This window comes from Aeribacillus sp. JST-2 (assembly GCF_056032925.1).
This window is the reverse complement of the sequence record NZ_JBVVUU010000032.1, coordinates 1-15,555: the sequence shown is the minus strand read 5'-3', so window position 1 is coordinate 15,555 and position 15,555 is coordinate 1. Positions and strand designations below refer to the sequence as shown.

Here is a 15,555-nt window from a genome sequence, read left to right as displayed (position 1 = left end):
AATTTTACAATTGTTAGGGAGTGATCTTATATGAATATTACTGAAACTCAATATTTTGCTGCTTATACGCAATTGACGCTTGTAGCTCCGTTCAAAAAACATTTGGAAACAGGCAGCCCTTATGGCAACGAGACAAGAGAAGAATACAACAGCAAAATGGATTTTTATGAATTTATGGACGCAATAAAGGAAGGGAAAATTGTAAATGAAGATTTAGCCAGAGAAACGTCTCATTTCCATAATAAAATTTTGGATGATAAGATGAGGTATGGTGGAGATCCATTTTTCAATGCTGAAGTAGCAAAAATTATTCAAAAAGCATTTAAACTCGGTTTAGTCGGAAAAAACGAAGAACTTATTGCCAAATACGAGCAAAGCATTTAAAAATGGAATAAAACAAGCCGCTTGAACGCCAAATCACCGGCAGTCAAACGGCTTGTTTTCGTTTTGTCTGTTAATTTTTAGTGAATTATTTCACTTCTAAATAAATAGTTCAAGTATTCTCTTTTGTTCCAGCAAAATGCTTTACACAAAATCAAATTAAATTAAAATAAACTGGTTTTATGTTATACTTTGTTCAGTAATAAGCGGGGAACAGATTATGATGAAGGGAAAGAGGCTGCATGAAAATACGAGTATCTGCTGTTCAATATCATCTTCATTCCATCGGGAGCTTTGAAGATTTTGCAAACCAAGTAACGCATTATGTTAAAACCGCAGAAGAGTTTGCTGCTGATTTTGTTCTTTTTCCTGAATTTTTTACGACTCAATTGCTGTCCATTCCGAATCAAAAGCAGACGATTCAAAATTTACCTCATTATACGGACCGATATTATTCGCTATTTACATCGCTTGCTAAAGAAACGGGCATGCATATTATTGGAGGCACTCATATTATCGAAAAAGAGGGACGATTGTATAATACTGCCCATTTATTTTATCCCGATGGCCGGATAGCAGAACAAGCGAAGCTTCACTTGACGCCGACGGAAGTGAAAGAATGGCATTTAACTCCAGGAGAAACGGTTCAAATATTTGAAACCGAAAAAGGAAAGATTGCCATGTTAACTTGTTATGATATCGAATTTCCGGAAATTGTTCGAATTGTACGAGGAATGGGAGCTGACGTTGTTTTCTGTCCATCTTGTACGGATGACCGCCACGGATTTCAACGAGTGCGCTATACAAGCCATGCCAGAACGATTGAAAATCAAATTTATGTGGTGACAACAGGGACAGTCGGTTCGCTTCCTACCGTTGATTTTATGAGGGCAAATTTCGGCCAGGCAGCAGTCATTACTCCGAACGACGTCTCATTTCCGAAAAACGGGATTTTGATGGAGGGGGAAATAAACCACGATATGATCATTACGGCGGATCTTGATTTATCTCTCTTATACAAAGTGAGAGAAAACGGATCTGTCACCACTTGGAGAGACCGCCGCTTTGATTTATATCCTGATTTAAGTGTTCATGGACGAAAGGGGAATGGAGATGAGCCGTTACAGAAAGAGATTTTATCTGAATAATCAAGGACGCAATGTCGAAGTGGTGATAAGGAATTATAATGAAGCAGATTTTGATGAATTAATCGAAATTCAAAAGGAAAGCTTTCCGCCGCCTTTTCCATCAGAACTCTGGTGGAATAAAGAGCAATTAACAAACCATGTGACATTGTTTCAGGAAGGCGCATTATGTGTTGAGGTAGAAGGAACGTTAGCAGGATCGATGACATCTTTAATCGTCAATTTTGATCCTGCGCATCCTGCTCATACTTGGGAAGAGATAACGGATAACGGCTATATCCGCAACCATGATCCGAATGGCAATACTTTGTATGTTGTCGATATTTGCATCCGGCCGTCCTATCGAAAGCTGGATTTAGGAAGATGGCTCATGCAATCCATGTATGAAGTAGTTGTGCATAAAGGATTGGATCGCTTGCTTGGCGGCGGCAGAATGCCTGGATATTATAAATATGCGGGTGAGATGTCAGCTGAACAATATGTAGATGCTGTCGTCAACGGAAAATTGAAAGACCCGGTTATTTCCTTCCTCCTCCGCTGCGGACGGACGCCACTTGGAGTTGTGGCCAATTATTTGGAGGATGAGGAATCCCATAACTATGCTGTTTTAATGGAATGGAAGAATCCGTTTAAAAATTGATGGTGAAAAAGAGCCGCTCGAAAGCCGAATCATCGGTGATCCAGCGGCTTTTTTCGTGTTCGCCCTCAGCCCATTCTTTGACTCCCTGTCGTTGTTGTTTCACATGAAACTCAAGCTTGTTTTCCCTTCCAAATCAACCATCAGCTGAATAGTGCTGCTATGAAAATCCCAAATGACAGTTATTTGCCTTTAAACTTTAGCCTAAGGTAAAATCAAACATAATAAGTCATGAATGGAGCGTTACCAAAATGGATGAACGAACGAAACATTATTTTGCTGAATTACAGTCAAGTGATAAAAATACGCAGTACGAAGCGTATCACAACATAATGAAGATCACTGAAGAAAAAGTCGATTGGGCGTATGAAGTGTGGGATCAGCTGAAAGAGGATTTAACAAGCAAAGACCATCATAAACGCTCACGGGCTGCTCAGTTTTTAAGCCGCTTGGCGATTAGCGATCCCGAACAGCGAATGTTGGAAGATTTTCCCCGAATTTGGGAAGTAACCTATGATAAAAAGTTCGTGACTGCCAGACATAGTTTGCAGGCTATTTGGAGGATTGGTTTAGCAGGGGAAAAGCAAAAAGAGATGGTTATCCGTCATTTGGCTGCTCGGTTTGACAACTGTGTTGATGAAAAACATGCGACACTTATTCGATTCGATATTATCCAAGGGCTGCGAAACTTGTATGATCAAGTGAAAGATGAAGCGATCAAGCAGCTGGCCTTCGATTTAATCCAAAAAGAAGAAGATCCGAAATATCAAAAGAAATATGCGTCAGTATGGAAATCAAAAATGAACCGTATGCAGTAACATTCCTATTTTGCAAATGCAAAGGCAATGTAATTTACAGCTTGTATCGCTTATAGCGACGGACCTAGATTTGGGAAGATTTTTTGCAAGCTTCCATCCGTTGCTTTATGCTTTTCTCGGGCATTTCGTTCATCCTTGCCTATGACTTGATCGGTATATGGTCATGTACTACTATTACAGATTGAAAAACAATATCTTTTTAAAGTGCATGCCTATCATATAAATTGCTGACAGGAATGAAAAAGAAGGATGATCCTTTCTGAGATCCTTGAAGCAAAGTCAAATAAGCAAGTCTGTAAAAAAATGAATATTGCAAATCGCTGACGAATTCTTTGAACATTTCTCTAGGAGTTTCAAAGCAGGAGTATTGGTTCCAATGGAAAGAGAACGGCATGGAAAATATTCATGGACAAAATTTCCTGAAAAAATAATTTTTTGTTAATTGGTAATCATAGAACAAAAGTTTACTTTTTAGGAGGAAAATTATGGAGAATTCTCAATTGAATGAAGTTCAAGACCTTTACCAGCAACTAATCAATGCGTGGAACAACCGAACGGCTCGTGGAATGGCGGATCTGTTCACAAAGGACGGCGAGAGCATTGGTTTCGATGGCAGTCAGTCGATTGGACGCGATGAAATATTCGCACATCTCCAATCCGTCTTTGAAAGCCATCTGACGGCTAAATTTGTCAGCAAAGTGAAAAATGTCCGTTTTCTGGCTCCTGATATCGCTATTTTACGAGCGATTGCCGGTATGGTGCCTCCCGGAAAGTCAGACTTAAATCCTGATGTCAACACCCATCATACTCTTGTTGCAGTGAAAACGGAAGGAAAGTGGCATATTCAACTTTTTCAAAATACCCCGGCTCAGTTTCACGGCAGACCAGAGTTGGTTGAACAAATGACCGAAGAGTTAAGACAGTTGCTTAAATAATTCAAGTCCTGTTCAGGGGAATTGTGAAATATACACTAATGCAAAAATTAGGAAAATCGTAAATCTTCTTAATTCAAATGTCCGAATAAAACTCCTTAACACGAAAAAGCAAGGATTAAAAGACAAATTGCGTTTCTTTGATAAGGATTGAAATAAACTGTATATTCATTCTTTTTGCATTCAAACGGTCCTCTCTCCGTTCTAAATTTATTTCAGAGCGCGACCTATCTATCATATGCATCGCACAAAATTTCTCACGGCACCGAACAGGATAAAATATAAAATAGTATTTGCGAAAATTTCATGAAGATTCTATTATTTATTTAGAAAATCGCTATATGTTTTGGAGTGTGGTCGCATATTTATGAAAATGGTTTCTTTTAATGCATACCGGACTATCGGAATTCCAGGTGTTCACTATATAAAACCTGATAATATGTTTAAAGAATTAGAAACCATTCGACAAGCGGATATTGTTCTTTTTCCTGAAACGTGGCAAGCCCCTGCTCTTGTATACGGATTAAAGAAAAAAATTTTTCCGAGCATTGAATCTTTGCAATTGGGCTTCAGCAAGGTGGAAATGACAAGAGCTCTTTGGACGGTGGCGCCAGAGCATGTTCCATATACGGAAATATTGGCGAGCACCCCAAGCAATATCGAAAAAGTGTTGGAAACTTTCCCATTCCCATTTGTTGCAAAGGAAGCCCGGAATTCAATGGGGCAGGGGACTTTTTTAATAAAAAATGAGTATGATTTTTATCAATATGCCAATCGGAATGATGTGCTGTACGTACAAGAATATTTGGAAAACAATGGAAAAGATTTGCGGATTTGTATCGTTGGAAAGGATATTTTGACCGCCTATTGGCGGGTAGGGGCGGAAGGGGAGTTTCTCCACAATGTAGCCCAGGGAGGCAGCCTCTGTTTTGATTTTATACCGCAAGAGGCTTGCGAGCTTGTGTTGAATGTCTCAAAACAATTGAATATTAATCATGCCGGTTTTGATGTAGTGGTAAGCGGAGGACATTATTATATTCTTGAGTTTAATGTTCTTTTTGGCAATCAAGGCATTGCCGAAAGGGGATTATCTGTAGAAAAAGCAATCTATGACTATTTGCAAAGCGAATTTGTGCCTCCTTTTCCAACATCGCCGACAACATCCAAAAAAGTGATTTAAAATAAATAATTGCTAGATTTACATTTAGAAGATTGATAGAACCTATTTTATTGCTCGTATTGTAAAATGAAGAAACAAAAAGAAAGCAGCCGTTTCACTGGACGGTGCTAGCAATTTACCTATTTGGTATAAAATTTTTTTATTTTGATTAGGGCGTCTTCCTTGTATTGTTGTTATTATAATAATGTATATCTCTTATTTTCTATTATGTTAGTCAATTTTCTCATAGTTTTTACAAACATTCCATGTAATGGGGGATGCTGCTTGAAAAAAGTCATCACATTGCACATAACCCTGTCAAGTAGACAATGAAAAAAGAGTATATTAAGCTGCGGTCTTTTCTCGATATTCAATCGGGGAAAGACCGTTAAATTTTTCTTGAAAACGACTGTGGTTGTAAAAATGAATATATTCTTGAATAGCCTGATAAGCCTGTTCGATCGTTTTTGGGCGCACTAAATACAACTTCTCTGTCTTTAAATGTGAGAAAAAACTTTCGATACATGCATTATCATGACAATTTCCTCTTCGCGAATGGCTTCCTTGAATCTTGAGTTCTTTGAGCTGGTTCTCATATGATTTTGTCGTGTACTGAAATCCTTGATCGGAATGAAGGAGAGCATTCTTGCCAAACGGCTTCCCCTCCAGTTGTTTCAAGGTGTTTAATACCAAATTAAGATCATTTCTTTCAGAAAGTTCCCATGCGACTATTTCATTGTTATATAAATCTAAAACCGCAGACAAGTAGACAAATGTATCTCCAACACGTACAAAGGTAATATCAGTTACGAGTTTTTGTAACGGAATCTCCGCACAGAATTTGCGGTTTAATACATTCGGAAATACCACAGATCCTCTAATGCCGTAGAAAGGTCGTTTCTTCCGAATCACCGATTTTATACCTAGCTCCCTCATTAAACGTCGCACACGCTTATGATTTACAACGATCCCTTCTCTGGATAATGCCCTTGTCATGCGTTTATATCCATAGTACGGATGTAACTTATGAATAGCTAAAATATGTTCTTTCAACAAAAGGTCTTCTTCCAAACGTCTTGACATGTTCGAATGGTTCTTGCGCCACTTGTAGTATCCAGCCCTTGAAACCTCTGCAATTTTTAATAGCCATGACAGTGGGTGTCTATGTTTTTTTCGTAGTTCATCAATAATATGAAACCGATCCGCTTTCAGGACCACTCCTTCCCATGTAGATTTGGATTGCGCTTTTTTAAGTATTCGACCTGCGCCTTCAAATAAGCATTTTCCTCTTCTAAACTCGAAAAATGTTTACGATTCCATACACCACGTTGATCTTTAAACGACTCGCCATTTCGAAATTTCTTGTCCCATTCTGCAATCTGTGCATCACTCTTAATTCCAAAATGTTCACGAAGTTGTCGATAAGACCATCCCTCCTCCAATTTCAAACGAACGACTTCACGTTTAAGCTCTTCTGAATATGAGTTAAAGGTTTGTCCTTTTTTAGCCATAAAAAATCCCCTCCCAAGTAGACTCCTAAGAACATCATATCAAATGTCCTCTTTTTTTACTGTCTACCTGTAGGGGATAATACCACATACATCGCTCTTTTATTCATCGCCACAGGGGGATTGTTTGCTTATCTGCCGACGTCTGTTTATGCAGAAGAGCCGACAGGCAGTATAAGTCATTCTTCAAATGTTGTCGTTTCAAAGTCGTCAAGTCTGTTTAATGAAACAAATTCTGGCGGTTATGTTGTCATAAGCAATGAATCTACTAACGTCTATCAAAAACAATACACAGGCGTATTTCAAGTAAATGATCGCCAATATTCCAAGAATCCCAATTTAGATCTAGAGGACTATCGGTTAGATGCGGTTAAACCATTTAATTTTGATAAATATAAAAACAAATTATTAAAAAAGGGCCGTTTTGCGATAGCGCCGTCTTATCAAGTCGGCGATAAAAAAACGTTTTGGGTTACTAATTTTGACACAGGGCTCGATTATCAAATAGATGCCGAGCTCATGTATAGCGGAAAAAAAGCGAATGTTTGGGTTCATAACAATGAAATTACATTATCTGATGCCGAAAAAATAGGAAAAGAATTTGATGACAATATTTATTCAACGATTGTTAATTATTTCGGCAATGAATCAGATGTAGACGGGGATGGAAAGATTCATATTTTATGTTTTGATATACAAGACGGATTTGATGGGTTTGGCGGATATATTGCCGGTTATTTTTACCCCGGCGATTTATTTGATGTTTATCATTCCAATCATTCTGAGCTGTTTTATATTGATACGTATCCTGCCATGGGCATGGATTCAAAAGATGTTGCACGTGCTTATGAAACACTGGCGCACGAGTTTCAGCACATGGTAAATGTGAACCGGAATGTAATCATTGAGGGTGATTCGGACGGCATGGACGTTTGGCTGGATGAAATGCTGGCGATGGCGGCTGAGCAAATATACTCCGGAAAAGTTTTGACAGATAGAATAGATTATTATAACTATTCACCTTCTATCGCAAACGGGCATTCATTATTGTATTGGGATGAATACGGAGATACTTTAGCAAACTACTCTTTATCTTATTTATTTGGCCAGTATGTCAAAATACAAACTGGTCAAGGAGATCGTATTTTCAAAGAAATATTGGCAGATCGCTTCAATGATTACCGGGCGGTAGAAAACGCGGTAAAAAAATATATACGTTCTGATATGACTTTCGGGAAGTTTTTAACAAATTTCCGCATCGCTCTTTTATTAAAAGAACGTTCAGGATTATATGGATTTAATGGTGATCCTAATTTCAATGCCCTGCAGCCAAAGCTTTTCAGCGATCATTCGGCCTATTTAAGAGGCGGTGGAGCGATCGTTAAACAAATGGATTTGTCATCAGGCTTTAAGGAACCTTCTGATAAAGGAAAAGATATTACTTATACATTCATTATAAATGGAAAGGTGACTTTGCCGCCTGAAAAGCCTGTAGTGAATGAAGTAAGCGATCGTGATGTAAACGTAACCGGAAAAGCAGCTAAAGGTTTGATAGTCATTGTTAAAAAAGGGAACACCCTTTTAGGAAAAGCAACAGCGGGCAGCGACGGCACTTTTAAAATCAGCGTACCAAAGCAGCGGGCAGGAACAGTATTGACGATATTTGCAGAGAATCAAAATAAGTTGCAAAGCAGGGAAGTGACCATAACTGTAAAGGATAAAACCCCTCCGGCTGCTCCAACCGTCTATACAATAGCCAATAACTCAACAACGATCAGAGGGAAAACAGAGGCGAATGCGACGGTCTATGCAAAAGTGGGTGCAAAGCAAATCGGCTCAGCGAGAGCGAACAGCAAAGGCAGCTATAGCATTAGGATAGCGAAACAAAAAGCAGGTACACGCATTTCCGTCTATGCAAGAGACTCAGCCGGGAACATAAGTACGGCAAGAACGGTGAAAGTGGTGGACAAAATTCCTCCGGGAACGCCGGTGGTCTATACCGTAGCGAATAACTCAACAACGATCAGAGGGAAAACAGAGGCGAATGCGACGGTCTATGCAAAAGTGGGTGCAAAGCAAATCGGCTCAGCGAGAGCGAACAGCAAAGGCAGCTATAGCATTAGGATAGCGAAACAAAAAGCAGGTACACGCATTTCCGTCTATGCAAGAGACTTAGCCGGGAACATAAGTACGGCAAGAACGGTGAAAGTGGTGGACAAAATTCCTCCGGGAACGCCGGTGGTCAATAAGGTCACCTATAAAACAAAAACGATAACAGGTAAAGCGGAAAGAGGAGCCGCCGTTTACTTATACAAAGGTTCAAGACAAATCGGGAAAGGAACCGCGGCAAGCAACGGGAAGTTCAAAATCAACATACCTTCCCAACGGAAAGGAACGGTATTGAAAGTATTTGCCAAAGATAAAGCCGGCAATAAAAGCAGAACAAGAGTAATAAGAGTGAAATAGCGGCAAATATGGAAAAAGACTGCTTTCAAATGATTTGGAAGCAGTCTTTTTTTAACGGAAAAGAGATTAGTTTACATACTTTATTTACCATTGCCCATGCGGACGGTACCGCAACAAATCCATCAATTATGTAATTCCCCTCTGGACATCATGGACAGATGGGCTTAACGTATCGTAACACAAAAGGTTAAGGGGAATAAACCGCAAAATGGAAAACGTAAAACGCTCACTTTCATTTGTTCGTGATCATGTTTCTTTTTAGTATTTTTCTAAAATAAAAATAATTTGTAAGCGCATTACTCATTTCCGCTATATAAAGGAAAAACAATATGTTTAGATGAAAACGTTTATTATTTATTATAAAAATATAATTTGAACTATTAAAATTATTTAATGAAAACATAGGGAGGATTCATATATGAAGCGTATTTTATTAGCATGTTCATCAGGAATGTCAACGAGTTTACTAGTATCAAAAATGGAGGAAGTTGCAAAAAATAAAGGGATTGAAGCCAAAATTTGGGCAGTTGCTCAAGATCAAGCACAAAAAGAAATGGACAAAGCCGACGTCCTTTTAATTGGCCCGCAAATGCGATTTCTAAAAAAGAAGTTTGAGGCTTTAGCAAAGGAAAAAGGAATTCCCTTGGACGTTATTGATCCCGTTGCTTATGGCCGAATTGACGGAGAAGCTGTATTAAATAAAGCACTGGGGTTAATTGGTAAATAATTTTAGGCTGCAAGCTTTTGAAAACTTAGTGGCATACAATTAATTGAAGAGTATTAGAGTGCCTCTTTTGCATAACAACGAGGAGGGGGAAACATGAACAAGTTTATAGAGGTTTTAGAAAATATTCTATTGCCTATTGCAGATAAGTTGAATAATAACCGTTATTTAACTGCATTACGAGATGGATTTATGGTTGCATTACCGCTAATTATTTTTGGGTCTATATTTGTTGTAATCGCTAACTTCCCGTTTTTAGATAGGCTGTTAAGTGAAGATGCGTATGCGGCATATCAAAATGCACTAGGATCAGCATCTGCCGCTACTCTTAGTATAATGGGGTTATTTGTCATCATTGGTATCGGTTATAAATTAACAGAACACTATGGTGGACAAGCGATCTATGGTGGCGTTGTTGCATTAGCGGCATTCCTTATTTTAACACCGCAATCATTAGAAGGTGTATCGGGGGTTATCCCAACAGTAAGCCTAGGTGCACAAGGGATGTTTTTAGGAATATTAACAGCGTTTATATCCGCTGAACTTTATCGATTTTTTGTAAATAAGAATTGGGCCATTAAAATGCCGGCTGGCGTCCCGGCCGCCGTATCCAGATCATTTAGCGCACTCATCCCAATCACTCTAACATTGTCGGTATTTTTATTCATCCGTATTGTTTTCAGCTATACACCTTTTGAAACAGTACAAAATTTTATATATACAATTTTGCAACAACCTTTAACAAATCTAGGAAGCGGTTTAATCGCTACACTTGTTGCGGTATTGCTTATTCAAGTTTTTTGGTTCTTCGGTTTACATGGACAAATTATTGTAAATTCCGTATTCGATCCAATTTGGTACGCATTAAATGATGAAAACTTAAAGGCCTTTCAATCTGGGGAAGAACTTCCTAATGTCATTACAAAACAATTTATTGATTCATTCTTAGTCGGTATGGGTGGCACCGGCATGACATTAGCGATCTTGGTTTTAATCTTTCTTATTGGGCGTAGCAGACAGCTAAAAGAGCTAGGAAAATTAGGAGGGCCGGCTGGAATTTTCAATGTTAATGAACCAATTATCTTCGGTCTTCCAATTATAATGAATCCTTTAGTTATTATTCCTTGGATTCTTGCGCCTGTTGTTGTAACAATTATTACTTTTTTTGCAATGTCATCAGGATTAGTACCAAAACCTGCTGGAATTATTGTCCCTTGGACAACTCCAATTGGATTAAATGGTTTTTTAGCAACGGGCAACTCATGGAGAGGTGCTGTATTACAAATCTTTAATCTGCTGGTTGTAATGGCTATATGGTGGCCGTTCTTAAAAATCATTGATAAAAAATATTACGAAGAGGAAAAACAACAAGCGGATTAAAAAAGATTACGATATCGGCCCCTAAAAAGGTGCTGTGATTTTAAATGATGTCCAGCAAATATGTCAGGAGGACTGGTCATGGATACTATAACAGAGATTGCTTTTCAAATTATTTTATATGCTGGAAATGGCAGATCCAGCGCCATGGAAGCCATTCAAGCAGCAAAAGAGGGGAATTTTGAAAAGGCTGATCAACTGATAGAAGAAGCAAGTGCTGAACTTGGGAAAGCTCATAAATTTCAAACAAAGCTCCTTCAAGAGGAAGCAAACGGGAATGAGACGAAAATGAATGCTATTTTAGTCCATTCACAGGATCATTTAATGACAGCTATAACTGTTAGAGACCTTGCAATCGAATTCATTGATCTATACAGAAATAAAAACAATGGGAGGTAATACAATGTCCCTGCAATATCGTTTTCCCGAAGGTTTTTGGTGGGGAAGTGCAACTTCAGCAACACAAATTGAAGGTGCCGCAAAAGAAGGTGGAAAAGGCCAAAATATTTGGGATTACTGGTATCAGATTGAGCCGCATCGATTTTTTGATCATGTTGGTCCCGAAACAACCTCTGATTTTTATCACTTATATAAAGAAGACATTAAGTTAATGAGAGAAATCGGCCACAATACGTTTCGTTTCTCTATTTCTTGGTCGCGCCTAATTCCTGGCGGCCGAGGAGAAGTGAATAAAGAGGCAGTGGTTTTTTACAATAATGTCATTAATGAATTAATCGCTAATAATATCGAACCGTTTATTAATCTTTATCACTTCGATATGCCGTTGGAATTGCAACATGAAGGCGGTTGGGAAAACAGAGAGGTTGTAGATGCTTACCAACATTATGCGAGTGAATGCTTTAAATTATTTGGGGATCGAGTGAAAAAATGGTTTACTTTCAATGAACCAATCGTGCCTGTTGAGGGTGGATATTTATACGATTTTCACTATCCGAATATCGTTGATTTTAAACGGGCGGCACAAGTGGCGTATCATACCATTGTTGCTCATGCAAAGGCGATCAAAACATTCCGCGATATGAATATTCATGACGGGAAAATTGGTATTATTTTAAATCTAACTCCTTCGTACCCTAGAAGTCAAAATCCGTATGACTTAAAGGCTGCGAGAATTGCTGATTTATTTTTTAATCGAAGCTTTTTAGACCCAGCTGTTTTAGGAGAATATCCAAAAGAACTGATTGAAATTTTAAGGGAGCATGGCCAGTTGCCTATAACAAAAGAAGGTGACCTTGAACTCATAAAAAATAATACCGTTGATATTCTTGGGGTAAATTATTATCAACCGAGAAGAGTGAAAGTGAAAGAGCACTTGCCTAACCCCTACAGCCCGTTTATGCCGGAGTGGTTTTTTGACAACTACGAAATGCCGGGAAGAAAAATGAATCCTTATCGCGGATGGGAAATTTACGAAAAAGGCATTTACGATATTATGATGAATTTAAAAGAAAACTATGGCAATATCGAGTCGTTTATTTCAGAAAATGGGATGGGTGTTCAAAATGAGGAGCGTTTTATGAAAAACGGTGTGATTGAAGATAACTATCGAATTGAATTTATTAAAGGGCATTTGAAATGGCTTCATAAAGCGATTGAAGAAGGGTGTAATGCAAAGGGTTATCATTTATGGACATTTATGGATAACTGGTCCTGGACAAACGCCTATAAAAATCGATACGGATTCATTTCCGTTGATATTGTTACAAAGGAAAGAACACCGAAGAAAAGCGCTCATTGGTTTAAAGAAGTTTCTAAAAACAACGGATTTTAACTTTTAGGTTCTGGTCTAGAGGATCAGAACCTTTTTAAATCATTTTTACTGTGGTAAATTGGATTATTGCAAGAGAGGGGGCAATCTTATGTTCAATCAACGAATGAAAACGATTTTGCGCGAACTGATGGCTGCTGAAAGCCCCATTACAGGAGCCTACTTAGCTAATTTAAATCAAGTGACTTCAAGAACTACAAGGGAAGATATAAAAAGCCTTGATGGGATACTTGCTGAAAATGGCGCAAATGTTATTTCTGTGATGGGTAAAGGATATAAATTAACAATCGAAGATGATGCTAAATTCAAAAAATTTTTGCAAACAGTTTCCTATGATGAATCACCCCGCAATTCCTTTATCCCCAAAACACCAAAAGAACGCGTTAGTTATTTAATTAGACGGCTTTTATTAAGTGAAAACTATTTAAAGCTGGAAGACATAGCCGATGAAATGTATATAAGTAAATCGACAATTCAAAACGATTTAAAGCATGTAAAACAAATATTGAATAAATATGATATTCAATTAGAATCGCGTCCAAATTACGGAATAAAGGTCTCCGGCAGTGAGCTTAAGCTGCGTTTTTGTATGTCTGAATATATTTTTGACCGTCATGAGGAGAGAGGTGAGAAGCTTTATGACACCCATTTAGCAAATCAAGATGATTTGGATCAATTTTTAGATATTATTATGAGACAAATCAAAGCAAATGAAATTACGATATCTGATATTGCCATTCATAACTTGTTAATTCATATCGCCATTGCTTATGAACGAATAAAAAATGGCCATCATGTTACACTAATTAAATCAGAGATGCAAGAAATTAAAAAACAAAGAGAATATCAGGTGGCAGAAAAAATTGTCAAAGAAGTCGAAGAAAGATTCCATGTTCAATTCCCGCGACAAGAGGTGGCGTATATTGCCATTCATTTGCTTGGCACCAAAATGCTTTCACAAACGATTGAAGAAGCAGAACAGGTTATCGAAAATGAAATTATTCAAATAGTGAAACTTGCTCTTGATAAAATTGAAGAGAGATTTCATTTAGGGATAAAAGACGATGAAGAATTAATTCTCGGGCTAAGCTTGCATTTAAAACCGGCTGTTAATCGATATAAATACGGGATGAATATACGAAATCCGATGCTTCAAGATATCAAGAAGAATTATCCGCTTGCTTTTGATGCAGCTGTTGTTGCAGGATTAGCAATCGGAGAATACACAAAAACGGAAATTGATGAAAATGAAATCGGTTATCTGGCACTTCATATTGGTGCAGCAATGGAACGTAAGAAATTAAAATCCGGGCCCAAACGGTGTTTAGTTGTGTGCGCATCAGGCTTGGGAACCGCACAATTAATTTATTATAAATTGAAATCATATTTTGGAAACAACCTGGAAGTAGTAGGCATCACCGAATATTATAAATTAAAACAGTTCAGACTGACTGATCTTGATTTTATTGTAAGTTCGATATCGATTCCCGAAAAATTAAATATTCCTGTCATAGAAGTGAATGCGATCTTAAGGGAAAGTGATTTAAAACAAATAGAAAAATTAATTATTGATAATCAGCCGCCAATTAATACTTATTTTCGAAAAGATCTAATGTTTTTAAGAAAGAATTTTCATTCGTATGAAGAAGTTTTAACGTTTTTCCACACTGCATTGCTTGAAAAAGGCTTAGTAGATAATACTTTTTTAGAAGCAATATTCGAAAGAGAAAAAGTGGCACCTACCTCTTTTGGAAATTTAGTGGCTGTTCCGCATCCTATCGTTCCAAAAACGAATCAAACATTTATCGCTGTATGCACACTAGATAAGCCAATTCAATGGAAGGATAAGCCTGTTCAATTGGTCTGTATGTTATGTGTGAAAAAGAACAGCGAGGAAAATTTGCAGGAAATGTACGGTTTGTTGGTAAGATTAATTGACAATAGCTCAATGGTTCAGAATTTGTTAAAAACGAAATCATATGAACAATTTATGCAAGTTTTAAAGGAGACGGTATATTAAGATCATGCACAAAATTTTGAATGGAGGGCTGCCTCATAATGATATGCTCCCCTTAAGGTAGACAGATTAAAATATAAAAAATCTGTTTTACCTTAGGGGGAGTTTTTCTATGCAATATACTACAGAGTTCAAACTTGAAGTTTTACTTGCATATGAAAACCGAGAATGTACTTCAATCCCAAACGAATTTATAGACTGATGAAAGTTGCCGGTATACAATCTGTTATTCGAAAAAAGAAGAAATCTTATAAGCGATCTACCCCTCAACATGTTGCAGAAAATATATTGAATCGTGAATTCACAGCGGAAAAGCCAAATGAAAAATGGGTAACTGATGTCACAGAATTAAAATATGGTTCATTTAAAGAAAACATATTTAAGTGCTATTCTTGATCTATATGATGGATCAATTGAGAACTCGCTCTTCAACTTGAAAAAGCGTTAATCAAATTCTTGATCTATATGATGGATCAATTGTTAGCTATGTTTTAGGACATTCCAATAATAATCATCTTGTATTCCAAACGTTGGATCAAGCCACCGCACTTTTAAATGGAGAGCATCCACTTATTCATAGTGACCGTGGGTTCCAATATACC

13 protein-coding genes and 1 pseudogene are annotated in these 15,555 nt (G+C 37.7%); 13 read left to right on the top strand and 1 reads right to left on the bottom strand.

Translation table 11 applies throughout. The features are described 5' to 3' along the window. Positions 1-30 precede the first annotated feature (30 nt). The 6 genes from AC0KTX_RS13340 to AC0KTX_RS13315 all read left to right on the top strand — a co-directional run bounded on the left by AC0KTX_RS13340 (position 31) and on the right by AC0KTX_RS13315 (position 5,093). Positions 31-384, top strand: a complete 354-nt coding sequence (locus tag AC0KTX_RS13340) for a hypothetical protein (protein ID WP_066251453.1) — start codon at positions 31-33, stop codon at positions 382-384. Between the two features lie 239 nt (positions 385-623). Further along, the gene (locus tag AC0KTX_RS13335; protein WP_474252625.1) at positions 624-1,529 is read left to right on the top strand and encodes a carbon-nitrogen hydrolase family protein; all 906 of its coding nucleotides are present in this window, start codon (positions 624-626) and stop codon (positions 1,527-1,529) included. Then, positions 1,495-2,166: a GNAT family N-acetyltransferase gene (locus tag AC0KTX_RS13330; RefSeq protein ID WP_474252624.1), complete on the top strand. Its 672-nt coding sequence runs from the start codon at positions 1,495-1,497 to the stop codon at positions 2,164-2,166. The genes AC0KTX_RS13335 and AC0KTX_RS13330 overlap by 35 nt, the downstream gene beginning before the upstream one ends. 248 nt (positions 2,167-2,414) lie before the next feature. Next, on the top strand, positions 2,415-2,981 hold the full coding sequence (locus tag AC0KTX_RS13325; RefSeq protein WP_474252623.1) for a hypothetical protein: 567 nt from the start codon (positions 2,415-2,417) through the stop codon (positions 2,979-2,981). Positions 2,982-3,466: 485 nt separating this feature from the next. After that, the gene (locus AC0KTX_RS13320) at positions 3,467-3,916 is read left to right on the top strand and encodes an SgcJ/EcaC family oxidoreductase (RefSeq protein ID WP_474252622.1); all 450 of its coding nucleotides are present in this window, start codon (positions 3,467-3,469) and stop codon (positions 3,914-3,916) included. A 364-nt stretch (positions 3,917-4,280) separates the two neighbouring features. After that, complete coding sequence (locus AC0KTX_RS13315) at positions 4,281-5,093, top strand: ATP-grasp domain-containing protein (RefSeq protein ID WP_474252621.1); 813 nt, start codon at positions 4,281-4,283, stop codon at positions 5,091-5,093. A 324-nt stretch (positions 5,094-5,417) separates the two neighbouring features. On the opposite strand, the gene AC0KTX_RS13310 is transcribed toward AC0KTX_RS13315, so the two are convergent. Next, a protein-coding gene (locus AC0KTX_RS13310; RefSeq protein WP_474252620.1) for an IS3 family transposase occupies positions 5,418-6,583 on the bottom strand; the annotation gives its coding sequence in 2 pieces (ribosomal slippage) (positions 5,418-6,325 and positions 6,325-6,583; 1,167 coding nt in all). 120 nt (positions 6,584-6,703) lie between these two features. Between AC0KTX_RS13310 and AC0KTX_RS13305 the strand changes: the two genes are divergently transcribed. The 7 genes and pseudogenes from AC0KTX_RS13305 to AC0KTX_RS13275 all read left to right on the top strand — a co-directional run. Next, a complete protein-coding gene (locus tag AC0KTX_RS13305; protein WP_474252619.1) occupies positions 6,704-9,046 on the top strand; it encodes an Ig-like domain-containing protein in 2,343 nt (780 codons plus the stop codon). A gap of 418 nt (positions 9,047-9,464) precedes the next feature. Continuing rightward, complete coding sequence (locus AC0KTX_RS13300; protein ID WP_474252618.1) at positions 9,465-9,773, top strand: PTS sugar transporter subunit IIB; 309 nt, start codon at positions 9,465-9,467, stop codon at positions 9,771-9,773. 93 nt (positions 9,774-9,866) lie between these two features. Then, entirely contained in the window at positions 9,867-11,150 is a 1,284-nt protein-coding gene (celB, locus tag AC0KTX_RS13295; RefSeq protein ID WP_474252617.1) for a PTS cellobiose transporter subunit IIC, read from the top strand. A gap of 78 nt (positions 11,151-11,228) precedes the next feature. Continuing rightward, complete coding sequence (locus AC0KTX_RS13290; RefSeq protein ID WP_474252616.1) at positions 11,229-11,546, top strand: PTS sugar transporter subunit IIA; 318 nt, start codon at positions 11,229-11,231, stop codon at positions 11,544-11,546. A 4-nt stretch (positions 11,547-11,550) separates the two neighbouring features. Continuing rightward, the gene (locus AC0KTX_RS13285; protein ID WP_340882408.1) at positions 11,551-12,939 is read left to right on the top strand and encodes a glycoside hydrolase family 1 protein; all 1,389 of its coding nucleotides are present in this window, start codon (positions 11,551-11,553) and stop codon (positions 12,937-12,939) included. 88 nt (positions 12,940-13,027) lie between these two features. Further along, positions 13,028-14,956, top strand: coding sequence for a BglG family transcription antiterminator (locus tag AC0KTX_RS13280; protein ID WP_474252615.1), 1,929 nt, complete (start codon positions 13,028-13,030; stop codon positions 14,954-14,956). Positions 14,957-15,127: 171 nt separating this feature from the next. Then, a pseudogene (locus AC0KTX_RS13275) lies at positions 15,128-15,555 on the top strand (transposase); the annotation flags it as partial.